Origin of the sequence: Sphingobacterium bovistauri (assembly GCF_020295405.1) — a bacterium.
In the GTDB taxonomy this organism is placed as follows: domain Bacteria; phylum Bacteroidota; class Bacteroidia; order Sphingobacteriales; family Sphingobacteriaceae; genus Sphingobacterium; species Sphingobacterium bovistauri.
The window spans coordinates 243,854-256,218 of record NZ_JADEYP010000001.1 but is presented as its reverse complement, the minus strand read 5'-3'; the positions used below and the strand labels follow the sequence as shown (position 1 = coordinate 256,218).

Annotated in this window: 17 protein-coding genes; 9 read left to right on the top strand and 8 right to left on the bottom strand. The window is 33.1% G+C overall.

Going from position 1 to position 12,365, the window contains the following annotated elements:
* Positions 1-18: 18 nt before the first annotated feature.
* Positions 19-915 (top strand): BT_3044 domain-containing protein, encoded by an 897-nt coding sequence (locus IPZ78_RS01100; protein WP_225551076.1) that lies wholly within the window; start codon positions 19-21, stop codon positions 913-915.
* A 72-nt stretch (positions 916-987) separates the two neighbouring features.
* Here IPZ78_RS01100 and IPZ78_RS01095 read toward each other — a convergent pair whose 3' ends face one another.
* Positions 988-1,206, bottom strand: coding sequence for a hypothetical protein (locus tag IPZ78_RS01095; RefSeq protein WP_225551075.1), 219 nt, complete (start codon positions 1,204-1,206; stop codon positions 988-990).
* A gap of 325 nt (positions 1,207-1,531) precedes the next feature.
* Between IPZ78_RS01095 and IPZ78_RS01090 the strand changes: the two genes are divergently transcribed.
* Genes IPZ78_RS01090 through IPZ78_RS01080 form a run of 3 tightly spaced genes read left to right on the top strand, consistent with a single transcriptional unit; the run spans position 1,532 to position 3,338 of the window.
* Complete coding sequence (locus IPZ78_RS01090; RefSeq protein ID WP_225551074.1) at positions 1,532-1,825, top strand: hypothetical protein; 294 nt, start codon at positions 1,532-1,534, stop codon at positions 1,823-1,825.
* The gene (locus IPZ78_RS01085) at positions 1,825-2,196 is read left to right on the top strand and encodes a hypothetical protein (protein WP_225551073.1); all 372 of its coding nucleotides are present in this window, start codon (positions 1,825-1,827) and stop codon (positions 2,194-2,196) included. The genes IPZ78_RS01090 and IPZ78_RS01085 overlap by 1 nt, the downstream gene beginning before the upstream one ends.
* A complete protein-coding gene (locus IPZ78_RS01080) occupies positions 2,196-3,338 on the top strand; it encodes a glutathionylspermidine synthase family protein (RefSeq protein WP_225551072.1) in 1,143 nt (380 codons plus the stop codon). Before IPZ78_RS01085 ends, IPZ78_RS01080 begins: the two co-directional genes overlap by 1 nt.
* 30 nt (positions 3,339-3,368) lie before the next feature.
* Here IPZ78_RS01080 and IPZ78_RS01075 read toward each other — a convergent pair whose 3' ends face one another.
* Positions 3,369-4,265, bottom strand: a complete 897-nt coding sequence (locus IPZ78_RS01075) for a helix-turn-helix domain-containing protein (RefSeq protein ID WP_225551071.1) — start codon at positions 4,263-4,265, stop codon at positions 3,369-3,371.
* 118 nt (positions 4,266-4,383) lie between these two features.
* Here IPZ78_RS01075 and IPZ78_RS01070 point away from each other — a divergent pair, with 118 nt between their 5' ends.
* Together IPZ78_RS01070 and IPZ78_RS01065 are read left to right on the top strand one after the other, a co-directional pair.
* Complete coding sequence (locus IPZ78_RS01070) at positions 4,384-4,788, top strand: GlcG/HbpS family heme-binding protein (protein ID WP_225551070.1); 405 nt, start codon at positions 4,384-4,386, stop codon at positions 4,786-4,788.
* Between the two features lie 71 nt (positions 4,789-4,859).
* Entirely contained in the window at positions 4,860-5,243 is a 384-nt protein-coding gene (locus IPZ78_RS01065) for a hypothetical protein (RefSeq protein WP_225551069.1), read from the top strand.
* Here the strand turns inward: IPZ78_RS01065 and IPZ78_RS01060 are convergent.
* From IPZ78_RS01060 to IPZ78_RS01050, 3 genes are all read right to left on the bottom strand, one after another.
* On the bottom strand, positions 5,240-5,437 hold the full coding sequence (locus IPZ78_RS01060; protein WP_225551068.1) for a hypothetical protein: 198 nt from the start codon (positions 5,435-5,437) through the stop codon (positions 5,240-5,242). The genes IPZ78_RS01065 and IPZ78_RS01060 overlap by 4 nt on opposite strands.
* Before the next feature lie 5 nt (positions 5,438-5,442).
* Entirely contained in the window at positions 5,443-6,615 is a 1,173-nt protein-coding gene (locus tag IPZ78_RS01055) for a BaiN/RdsA family NAD(P)/FAD-dependent oxidoreductase (protein ID WP_225551067.1), read from the bottom strand.
* A gap of 106 nt (positions 6,616-6,721) precedes the next feature.
* A complete protein-coding gene (locus tag IPZ78_RS01050; protein ID WP_225551066.1) occupies positions 6,722-7,015 on the bottom strand; it encodes a hypothetical protein in 294 nt (97 codons plus the stop codon).
* A gap of 193 nt (positions 7,016-7,208) precedes the next feature.
* On the opposite strand from IPZ78_RS01050, the gene IPZ78_RS01045 reads away from it, so the two are divergent.
* Positions 7,209-7,895 carry a phosphoribosylaminoimidazolesuccinocarboxamide synthase gene (locus IPZ78_RS01045; protein WP_225551065.1) on the top strand — a complete coding sequence of 229 codons (687 nt, stop codon included), beginning with the start codon at positions 7,209-7,211 and terminating at the stop codon, positions 7,893-7,895.
* 82 nt (positions 7,896-7,977) lie between these two features.
* On the opposite strand, the gene IPZ78_RS01040 is transcribed toward IPZ78_RS01045, so the two are convergent.
* The 3 genes from IPZ78_RS01040 to IPZ78_RS01030 form a co-directional block, all read right to left on the bottom strand.
* Positions 7,978-8,595, bottom strand: coding sequence for a 5'-methylthioadenosine/S-adenosylhomocysteine nucleosidase family protein (locus IPZ78_RS01040; protein WP_225551064.1), 618 nt, complete (start codon positions 8,593-8,595; stop codon positions 7,978-7,980).
* Positions 8,596-9,102: an S-ribosylhomocysteine lyase gene (locus tag IPZ78_RS01035; protein WP_225551063.1), complete on the bottom strand. Its 507-nt coding sequence runs from the start codon at positions 9,100-9,102 to the stop codon at positions 8,596-8,598.
* Positions 9,103-9,242: 140 nt separating this feature from the next.
* Positions 9,243-9,545, bottom strand: coding sequence for an antibiotic biosynthesis monooxygenase family protein (locus tag IPZ78_RS01030; RefSeq protein WP_225551062.1), 303 nt, complete (start codon positions 9,543-9,545; stop codon positions 9,243-9,245).
* A gap of 1,166 nt (positions 9,546-10,711) precedes the next feature.
* On the opposite strand from IPZ78_RS01030, the gene IPZ78_RS01025 reads away from it, so the two are divergent.
* Both IPZ78_RS01025 and IPZ78_RS01020 read left to right on the top strand, forming a co-directional pair.
* Positions 10,712-11,482 (top strand): hypothetical protein, encoded by a 771-nt coding sequence (locus IPZ78_RS01025; protein ID WP_225551061.1) that lies wholly within the window; start codon positions 10,712-10,714, stop codon positions 11,480-11,482.
* Positions 11,483-11,493: 11 nt separating this feature from the next.
* Complete coding sequence (locus IPZ78_RS01020) at positions 11,494-12,228, top strand: DKNYY domain-containing protein (protein ID WP_225551060.1); 735 nt, start codon at positions 11,494-11,496, stop codon at positions 12,226-12,228.
* Positions 12,229-12,365 lie beyond the last annotated feature (137 nt).

Below are 12,365 nucleotides of genomic sequence, written 5' to 3'. Positions count from 1 at the left end.
AACTGTAAAATTAAAAAAATGAAACGTAGAATATCAGTACTACTAAGCTTGCCTTTTTTTCTGTTTTCTTGTAATGATAAGGATGTATTTGAACAGGAAATGTATAAAAATGTTGTGGCTTTAATCAGTAGTTCCTACCATAATAATTTTGAAGAAATAGTCCCGTTAAATGGTGAAGAAGTGTTAGGGTATATCACAGCATCGGTTGGAGGTTCTTATGCTCCAAAAAGTGATTTGACAATTAATTTAGTCCAAGATACGATACCTTTTGATAGATACAATTGGTCCTTATACGATGCAGATACAAAATTATATGCCAAGTTATTAGCAAAGGATAAATACGAAATTCCATCATCTCAAATTATTATAAAAGCTGGCGAACGTACAGGCCGTGCTTTAGTAAAATTGCGTCCAGAGGGATTGTCTCCAGATTCGACATATTTCATCAGTTTACAAGCAATGGCAGAGAACGGAATTGAGATCAATTCAAAAAAAAGTAATGTGCTTTATAAAGTGATGATATATAACCAATATGCCTCACAAGCAACAAACTCATTTTATACCATGTCGGGATTACAAGATGGGGCGATTACAGCTGCTAGCAAACAATTGTTTCCGTTATCAAAGAATAGCGTACGTGTAATTGCTGGTATAGAATCTTTTGCGAGTAATGAAGAAAGTATCGCTAAAACGTCCATGATGCTTGAGGTCGGAGCGGATAATAGTGTGACTATAAAGCCTTACAAAGATCTTGTGATACGTCAAATAGATAACGATACGCGCTATCCCAATGTATTCAAAGTGGAAGAATCTTTTGGTCGTAAATTTAATGTGTTTTCTTTGTGTTATGAATACAAAGTCGGAAATACAACAAAATTAATGCAGGAAGAATTAAGAATGGAAGTGAGAGATTAGAATATCGATTTATCTTATAACAAAAAATACAAGGGTAATATTCAAAATATTACCCTTGTATTTTTTTGTTAATTAAATAATTCCTCCACCTATCGATAGTCTAAATACACCTAAGAATATCGCAACCAAACATATTATTATAGCACCTCTACTTTTACCAATAATGGAAAACAATAATCCTATTACTGCAAAAGGAATATTTAACCAGTTTAGCCAGCCTAAAAGTGGTATAAAGCCTAGAAATAACCCAATAAGTGAAAGTATACCAAATAATCTTCCTATTGTTTTCATATTATCAATTTGTTTTTATAAATATATAATATTCTTAATTCTGTTAAAACAAAATTAGGGTTGTACTTCTAATAATTACTTAAAGTCCTCCAAAATCAGTCTAACTATCAAATGGAGGGATCCATTTTTTAAATTGAAAAAATGTCTGTCCTAATTTTGGAAATATCACTGATTCTACTTTATGATGAAAAATGGTGTACCGCATTGTGCTTATTTATTCGTACGGAAGTGTGTTAATACATCGTCATTTCCATTGAAGTAATGGGGGAATATTACAATTAATACCGCTGAAGATGTTATATTTGTACTAGAGACTATACATTTTATGAAATATTTGTTTTTACTATCGACTTTGTTTGTTTTGGCTTCTTGTACAAATAAACCCGAAGAAAAGTCATTAGAGCAATTGGATAAGAAATCTGCCAGAGAGGTTACTCTTAAAACAGTAACGCAAGGCGATAGCGTTTTGCATATCACTACGCAACATATTTGGTATAATGGGGAGCAAGTAGCTTCCAAATCTGATACCATCAAAACAGAGCTTGCTCCTAAAACTTGGGGATCTGTAGATACAGCAAATACCTTAGGTAAAGTCCCAATTTATGTTACTGTACAATAATGAGAAAAACAACAACTAGAAATATACAATTAGTATTGATTACATCCGTGTTGGCCTCTTGTGGGCAGCCGAATACTTCATCTAATGATAAACAACGTGTCTTCATGCGTGCTGATTCCACAGCGCAGTATACCGAGGTAAGTAATAATTACAACCAAGGTAACGGAGGTGGAATGGGAATGGGATCTTCGTTATTGTGGTTCATGGCTTTTAGACATATGGGCGGGATGCTAGGCTATGCCAATAATAGCTTACACCCACAATCTGTATCGGGTACGAATGCGGCTAAAGCTTCTGCTTTCAATGCACAGCGTGGCGGATTTGGTAAATCGGCAGTTTCATCTACACCTAGAGCTTCAGCTGGATCGTAATGCACATTAAGAAACTACGTATAGACCCCAATTGGCAATCTCGATTGGAATCTATCGGCTATGGTTATCACAGCTTGGGTGGGGTACCGTATTGGGTGGATGACTATTACTATGAGATACGTGCCAAGGATGCTGACATGATCTATAAGGCGACCAATGAGCTATGGAATATGTGTCTACAAGCTGTAGAATATGTGATTCAGCATAAATTATATAGCAAATTTCATATCCCTGCTTATATGATTCATCATATCGAGCGCAGTTGGGAAAATGATGATCCTTCGATCTATGGTCGATTTGATTTTGCATTTGATCCTAGTGATGGTGAGCTTAAGATGTTGGAGTTTAATGCGGATACGCCTACTTCATTGTTCGAAACAGGTATTGTACAATGGAATTGGAAGAATCATTATTTCCCTGAATTGACTGATCAATTCAATAGCATCCACGAACAGTTGATTGAAAGCTGGAAAGGACTTCAACCTTTTTTAAAGGGGGATATTTTACACTTTTCTTGTGCTAAGGAGACACTAGAAGATTTGACAAATGTTGAATACCTACGTGATACGGCTATACAAGCAGGTATCAATACGAAGTTGGTATATATCGATGATATTGGCTGGGATGGTAGAGCTTTTGTTGATCTAGAAGGAGAGGAGATCAAATCTATTTTCAAATTATATCCTTGGGAATGGATGGTGCGCGAGGACTTTGGATTCAATATTGTGAATGATAGTAGCGAAGCGCAATGGATCGAACCGTCGTGGAAGATGTTGCTATCGAATAAAGCTATCTTGCCGATATTGTGGGAGCTATTCCCTAATCATCCATATTTGTTGGCGTCTTATTTTGAAAAACCAAGTCATTTGAAACATTATGTGCGTAAGCCTATATTATCTCGTGAGGGCGCTAATATAGAGATGTATTACGATAATGAAATGATATTTGATACTGAAGGCGAGTATGGTGAAGAGGGCTATGTGTATCAAGAATTGGCTACATTGCACCGTGAGGATACAGGTTTTTCAATTATAGGTAGTTGGGTGATTGGTCAGGAGTCTTGTGGGATTTCATTTCGTGAGTCAGATATGCCTATCACGACAGACAAAAGCCGTTTTATACCGCATATCATCCGTCATTAAAAATTATATAAAGGAATTAGGGCAGTAAGATTATGCTCTGAATTTCTTGATAAACTCTCTAGGCGTACAGTTATTATGCAATTTGAATTGTTTTGCAAAATAACTCAAAGACGTAAATCCAGCTGTAAATGCTACGCTGGAAATATTATTATCCGGGCGCAATAAAAGATTTCGTGCTAGCGCCATACGTTCGTGTAATATGTACTCACCAGGGGTACGGTGGCAGTAAGTTTCAAAAAATCTAAATAAAGTTCGTTTACTACAATTGCCTATTTCGGTTAGTTTGTCCATAGGGATTGGCTCTGAGATATGCTCTTTTATGTATTGTTTGACTTTGAAAAGCTGGTGATTTAGTTGCAGAAAATTCATTTCAGCGCTATGCTCTTGTTGTGCATAGATGATGCGTAGTAGAAAGGATTTTAATAGTAAATCATTTAATATTAGATTTCTGTTTGGTTCTTTGGTAAGAAGTAACAATTCGTTGAATGCCCTCGCTAATTCAGAATTGTTGTTAAAATGGAAATTACTATAATCTAATGTCCAGTCTCTATCTGGATATAATAAGGCCAAAGATTTCAATTGACTTTTTAATTTTTCACTAGGTATTAATATCGTAGCACACTGTACGGGGTTATTGTTATTGGCTTCGGGGAAGTCTGCATAGATGGTTTCACCTTCGGGTAGTATCAAAGTAGTGCCTGATTCGAAGATGAAGTTGGTGCTATTGTGAGAGTTAACGATTTTGTGGCCACGAAGCATAGAAGATATAGAAAGCCCATCATATTGGATCAATACCTTGGTTGACGATTGGAAAGTTTCGAAGATATTGATTTCGAAATCCCCACAATCGAATCGGGTTCTGTTCTCTAGTCCTTGCCTCAGATGTTTGGGTGTAAGGATGGATAGTAAATCTATAAAGTGCTTCATATTGTCGATTCAGTGGTTGTCATTATTGTTATACAAATTGACATTATGGTTATAACCAAGGTAAAATCAATTGTAGATCTTTAAAGTACGTTATAATCAATATATAAACAAGATAAATATGGCTAATATTACATTAGAGCAAGCCCGTCAAATCATTGATGCAGCAATCAAGAAGTCGGAATCCCTGGGCGTAAAAATGAATATAGCTGTCGTAGACAGCGGCACGAATCTAGTCGCATTCAATAAAATGGATGACGCGTGGTTAGGTTCAATAGATATCTCTCAGAAGAAGGCACGTACTGCACGATATTTCAATATGGATACTGGTATTATTGGTTCATTGTCCCAACCTGGAGGCTCACTGTATAATATTGAACATTCTAATGGTGGGTTGATCACATTTCCGGGAGGCGTGGTGATAAAAAATCGTGCTGGAGAGATCATCGGCGCAATAGGTGTAAGTGGCAGTACTGTGGAGGATGATCACGCTGTAGCTGATGCTGGCGCAGGTGCAATATTATAATTCAATATTTTTTTACACTACTATGCAACCATATGTTTGGTGTTTGCGTCTACTATACAAACACCACTCATATGAAATTACTTCGATTATATTTTTTAGGATTTTTATTTTCTTCAACATCATGCGTTGTTCAGACTAATCGTATTACTGGGCAGAAGATAAAAACATTCGATCTTGCGGCAAAAGAGTCCTTAACTTTTGTTCCTGAGGATAATAGATCTTTTCACTTATTTGTCGTGAATAAATCTGCAACTATGGCTAATTTGGATTTGAATGTAAACCAAAAAACATATGAAATAAGACCGAATGATACTTTGAAAATGGATAATGTAAAACTACAAGATCTGAAATTTTCAAATTCCAATACGACTAGTACACGCTTTACAATCTTTGTGCAGTTAGATAAGCAACAGTTTAGTTTTCCTAAAGAAGTAGTTCTTAAGAAGGTAGGTTAAGCTTTGATATCTAGTTCTTTAAAAAATTTTTCGTATTCTTCAAAACGATGTTCACGTATAGGACGTACATAAGGTTCGGTTTTGAAATATAATACCAAAGCAGGTTGTATAAGTTTATATTTATCTACGTATTCGTATTTTACTAATTCACCACTTTGAATACGCTGCTTTATTTTATTATGATAAGGATACATAGGTTTTATGATTTTGAATTAATAATTTGCTTTGCACAGTAATCTCCTGTACTAAAGCAAGCTTGTAATAAATAGCCGCCAGTAGGCGCTTCCCAGTCTAACATTTCGCCGATACAATAAATATTGGGGAATTTCTTTAGCGAAAGAGACTCGTTTAGTTCATCAAATTTGACACCACCCGCTGTCGAGATGACTTCATCTATAGGGCGAAAGCTGTGAATATGTATTGGGTATGCCTTAATAGCTTCAGCTAATAGCTTGGAGTTGGTGTATGTTACTTTATCCAATCTTTTAAGTAAGGATAGGGCAGTTTTATTTAATTTTAGTTTATTCTTTAAGATTTCAGCAGTTTTGTTGGAAGAATTTAAGCTGTCAATTATATCTTCTACCGAATGATTTGGTTTTAAATCAATTTGAATGGTCAGTGGGAAGGAGTGAGGACGAGTGAATCTATTTAAATAATAAATAGGACTTCCTTCGATACCATACTTGGTGAAAACGACTTCACCTTTTTTGCGCACAGTGCCGAATTGGACTTCAATATTTTTCAATACTTGACCTTCCAAATCATCGAAGGTTATGGTCGTATTATAACCAGAGTTAGCAGCGGATAAGGGGGATACGTGTATTCCTTTGTTTTTAAATACGCGAATCCATTTGGCATCAGAGCCAGTCTTTTGCCATGATCCACCACCTAATCCAAGAATAAGTTTGTTGTATGGAATTTCGATGTTTGCTTCTTTATGTTTAAAGTATATCTTATCATCATCAAAATCTACAAATTGATGCTCATAGTGAATTTGTACGCCTAATTCTGCTAATTTATCCAACCAAGATTGTAGCACTTGAATTGGTTTTATTGATTTTATAGGAAATATTTTGCCCGAGCTACCAACGTATGTTTCTATACCTATAGTTTTTAACCATGCAATAGTTTTATCGTTGTCGAATAATTGGACGATATGCTGAATTTCTGCTTTATCATATTTCAATATGAAGTCTGCTATTGGTTCGCTGTGTGTTAGATTGAAACCTCCATGTCCTGCTACGAGAAATTTGCGAGCTGCAGCTTTGTTTTGTTCGTAAATATGCACTTCTAGCCCTGCTTCAGCCAGTCGCTGCGCAGCCATTAATCCTGCAGGACCTGCACCAATAATGACAATAGGATATCTTTGCATACAGTTGCAAAGATATCCTATTCTTTATAATGACGGGCAAGGTCTTTTGAGAATTTGTATCAAAATAATTAGAAAGAGTAGGGTAGATATTAAGCTTAATAATTTTCTAACTTCCAGCGAAAGGACTTCCAAATATACCAACAGCCATTTCAGCCCAGACTAGAAAGCCTAGTATTAATATGATCCCTAAGAAAAGAAATCGCTGCGTATTGTTTTTTGTGAATTGGAACAGCAATTCAACAGCTAATCCAATAGTAGATAATAAAAGACCAGCTATAATAAAGTCAAAACCTGACCAATTTACTTCATTTGAAAATTGCATACCAATTATTGGTAGTAATAATATAAGTCCTATAATAGATAGTATTATCTTTCTTCTTTTGTTTAAAATCATTGTCATAATTCTTATCTGTTTATGTTTTGTAAAAGTACTTTGGTTTACAAAGTAAATGATAAATTATTAATATCAAGAATTTTTAGAAATATTTAACATTTAAGTCTTTATGGTTTAGGATATGCAATTGGGGTAATTTATATTTGTGGTTTAACTAATTAAGAATTTTGCGATAATTCGCTTTATAAACATTAATAAAATGCAATTAATCTACAAAGGAAAAACAAAAGATGTGTATAGCTTGGAAAATGACCAAGTATTATTAAAATTTAAAGATGATGTGACGGGGGAGAATGGTGTATTTGATCCTGGAGCGAATACGGTAGGATTGACAATCGAAGGCGCAGGTAAGTCTGGATTGAAAATGACGAAATATTTCTATGAGAAACTAAATTCGTTGGGTATTCCTACACATTTTGTTTCTGCTGATATTGACGCTGTGGAGATGGTTGTAAAACGAGCAAATGTGTTTGGAAAGGGTTTAGAGGTTATTTGTCGTTACAAATCTGTAGGTAGTTTCTTGAGAAGATATGGTGCTTACTGCGAATCAGGACAACCACTCGATCGTTTTGTAGAAGTTACGATCAAAGACGATGAAAGAGGAGATCCTACTATTTCTGCTGATGCATTGGAAATGTTAGGCATTTTGACACAAGAAGAATATCAAATATTGAAAGGTTTGACACAACAAATTTGTGATATTATCAAAGCAGAATTGGCGACTAAAGAGTTAGAATTGTACGATATCAAATTAGAATTTGGTCGTGATGCAGTGACTAATGAAATTATCTTAATCGATGAAATTTCAGGAGGAAATATGCGCGTATACAAAAATGGAAATTACATTGAACCATTAGCTTTAGAAAAAGATTTCTTAGGTGTATAAAATATTTGGTATTCTTATGCAATTAAAAAGTCCTAGAAAATATCTAGGACTTTTTAATTGCATTTGCTTTCTGCAGTAAAGCTTAATTGTTCTTTAATTCTTTAAGAAAAGAAGTCACTATATCACCTAGCTTTCCAGAAATTCTACCCAAAATATTTTCCCAATCTTTGACTGTACCATCACAATTGTCGGATACAATTTTGATCATATAAAGAGGCAGTTGATGTTGGTAGCAAAAATCTGCCAAAGCATAGGCTTCCATATCGAAAGCTTCAGCATTTAAGTCTTTTATATCTTGATAAAAAGCGGTAGTAGTGTTAATAAAACGATCTGAAGTAAGTAAAGCTTTACTGTAATCAAAATCCGAAATGTCTATAGATTTGATTTCTCCTTTACCCACTAAGAATTTTGTGTTCTCTAAAAAGAAACCTTCTGTATAAGCATCCCCTTGCGCAAAATAGGTAGGATATAAGACATGTTCAATCGGATATTTTATCGAACCTACAGTTCCCACATTTACGAAGATTGGATGAATACCTAAGCCTTTTATTTCCTGATAAAGTTTGGAAAGCGAAATTAATGCATTGACTTTACCTACTCCAATTTCATAAACAGCAATAGAATCATCTATTGTTTCAAAAGCTAGTTCATTTTTATTAGCAACTAAAATGACAGTTTTAATATCTTTATTAAGTGTCATTTATGCTTCTTGAATGTATGGGTATTCGAATTCTAATTTACCTTCATTGATCAAATTCAAGTAATTTTGACAAGCTTTCAACGTGTTTTCAAAATCCATGAATGTATAGTTTCCACAACTAACTGGGTTTTGAAAAGGCACTACATAACCTTCTTCTAAAATAGTTTCCAACACTTGTTTCATCAACACTTGAATATCTTGAGGAGTTCTGCTTGTCCCTGCTAATACTACATAAAAACCAGTGCAACAACCCATAGGACCTACATAGATAACTTCGTCACCTAGAATTGTACGAATTTCAGTAGCAAAACAATGCTCCAAAGTATGCATTACATCTGGTTGTAACATACGCTCTGGAGAATTCGGACGAATCATACGAATATCGTATGTCGTATATGCATCTACATTAGATTCGTTGGTTTTGGACGCCTTGGCATATATTCCTTGTTTTAGTATAGTATGATCTACTATGAAACTATTTACAACGGCTTTTTCTTTTGTATACATCTTTTGTTTGATAAATGGTATAATCAAGGATTAGGATGATTATAACGTATTTTACATATAAAATTTAGTTGGTCTTGCACAAAATTAAGACTTCTACAAAGATAATAAATTAATTTTTCGTAGGATATCTGCTAACTTATTTACTCACTTAATAGATTTTTAGTTTCATAATGTTCTACTGTAGGCATTGGATCGTAGTAATCATGCAATAATTTTGCCCACTCTTGGAACAATTCAGATTCGAAAAAGGTAACAGTATGGTCTTCTAAAGATTCCCATTCTACGAATTGAATGTATTCATTACTTTTTTCTAGGCTCTTATGAATGGAATGTTTTATATACCCTTTGCTCGCTGAAATATATTGTGCAGCTTTTTTATAATCACGTTCAAAATTTTCTTGTTGTCCTTCTATAACTGTTAGTTTTACGACTTCTAATACCATAATTTTGATTTATTAAGTTGAATTTTAAAGATAGTTATAATTGAAAATAGTTCAAATTATTAATGTTGCTTGTTGATAGAAAATAAAATCCTCCTACACTTATTAGCAAAAGAGGATTCTAAAATATTAGAATTTATCTAACTTATATTGTAATTCTTTCAGTAAATGCTTTCGTTGTCTAGCCATACTAATTTTTTGTCATGATGAATTATTTAATGAATTTCTTCTTTCCAGTTAGTATTAACAGCATCGGGATTGATAAGATGTTAGAAATCTTGTGCATAGTTATTTCGTTTTACGAGACAAGATGGTGTTAATATTAACGTTTTTAAACTTTTATTTACTATTCTATAGTTTAAGTTAGAGGTAAAAAAACCTTACAAGGGTAATTACTTTTTGTTTTTGTAAAATATTTGAAATTAAAAATTTTGGGTTACTATTTGGATTTTTACGGATATAGATAAAACGGATTTATGAAACAAGCATTATTCATCTTTTTTATGCAATATTTGATATTAGCGATAGTGATTGTGCTAATTTGTTTTTTATTAGGTGGTAAGTTTATATTCTTATATCCGCTGGCTCAAATTTTATTCTTAAGCGTACTGGGCATTGGATTTGTTATTTTTTCAATAGTCTATATACTATTTCGCTTTTGGCAATTGCATGCGACATTATGGGCGATTCTTTTGGGTTTTTTCCCTATATTTTTTCTGTTTTTTAGCTTATTATTAAATTGGAAAAGTGTTGATATTACCCTTAAGCTATCATGCATCATCACATTTATACTGTGTTATATTTTCCTTAGGTGTTATATTAGGATTAAAAGTTATAATATGTAAGACCTAATTAGTAATTATTAGTTATATTCAAATAGAACAAAAAAATCCTCCTACATTTCTTAGCGCAAGAGGATTTCAAATATTAGAATTTATCTAACTTATTTCTTATTCACTACACACCATTCTTTCGCATTTACAAATGCTTCTAACCAAGGTGTAACTTCGTCTTGACCAATAGCAACGGAAGTATTATAAATAATTCTATAGGGAAATTTAAAGATGGGCTATTTCTTTTATAGCAATATTTAACATAGCTTTATTATATAGTTAATCTTGATAATTTTGAAGAAAAGAACTGTTCCGTTTTCTTTGTTTTTTAAACTTATGTTCGAACAAAAGGCATTTGCATGGGTCGGACTTATTTTTACTTTAACCGCTATTGGTACTTTGTTTTTAGTAAATACAATTTCAAACAGTAAAAGGAGCAAATACGAAGACTACGATTATAAAAATATTGAATTATTAGGCACAGAAACAAAGGCCAGCATCACGTATATAAACATAAAGTATAATGTAAAGTACAATAGAAAGAGCCCTGTTGTTTTTTCTTATCAATACAAAAGCAATGGAAAACCAGCTAATGATGAATTTGAAACCATAGATTGGCCCAAAGTTTCACATCTTAATGTTGGTGATACTATTTCAATTAAATTTTACCAAAATCAGTCTGCGATGATGGGAGTAGAACCGTTTACATTCGCTATGAAATGGGTGTTTTGTATTATTCCGCTAGTATTTGCAATTTTAGGCATTACATTCTTATCCATTAGTATTGTGCCAGCTAGAAAAAAATATTTATTGTATAAAACTGGCGACGTTAAAGAAGCTGAAATTTTAGGTATTGATGTTGGTAATGCTTTTGTTTCTCAATCTGGAGATAAGGTGTATAATAGTAGTACTTTACAAGTAAATGTGACTTATTGCTATTATAAACGAAATGGTAGGAAAAAAACTAATGAAGCGTTAACTAAAGATCATTCTTTCTTGACCGACTATAAAGTGGGTGATAAAATTAAAGTGATGGTTTCCCAAAATGAGATTTCGTCTTGTTTAATTCCAGAAGATTATGTTTCAAAACATCAATTAGTAGTTTAATTTTTTAATCAATGAATAAAAAAGCATTAGATAATTCGAAATCTATTTACGTTGTGGATCGTAAAATGATTATTAGATATGGAAATGAAATTTTTAAAAAATTATACAATAAGATAGACTTCGAAACATTCGAACTGATTACACCTTACAAAGATTCAACATCGTATTTTAAAGATAAAAATCACGTGTATTTAGATAGCTACATGTGTGGACAAGCGATTTTAAAGGATGCTGATCCTCATAGTTTTCATATAGTTGATTTAGAAAAAGGATTAGCTAGCTGTTCTAATGGGGACTATTATTTTGATAATAAAATCCCCTTTAATTTGGCAGATGCAATTGAGCTTTCTTCATTTTATCAAAAAGTTAAGGGTGATATTTATTTTGCTTATCAACAAAAACTAATCGGAGTTGATGTAGATACTTTTAAAATTGTAGGCCCCGATTTTAATTTTGCTCGAGATAAAAATCATTTCATTTACAGAAATGAGATTGTGCCAGAAATTTACATCAATACCTTTAAATTTCTGCCCGAATGTTTTGAAGGAGAATACTATCAAGGACAAGACCACGCGTGGTATGCTGTAGATGCTAATAATGCTTACTTTGTCAATACAGTAAGCCCCAGCATTAAGATAATTAAAGTCAAAAATCCAGAAGATTTTAAGTTTGAAGTCATCAACAAACAGGGCTATGGTATATATGGAGATGCACGCTATTATTTTGGAAAGAAAAAGAGGAAGTAATTTATTTATATAAAATAAGTCATATATAAACTACTCATGCTAGTCGAAGAATCTATTTTATTGTAAAATAAATGAATGGTTTGTTTTTTTAAAAACAAAAAATCCTCCTGCACTTTTTAGCGCAGGAGGATTCCAAA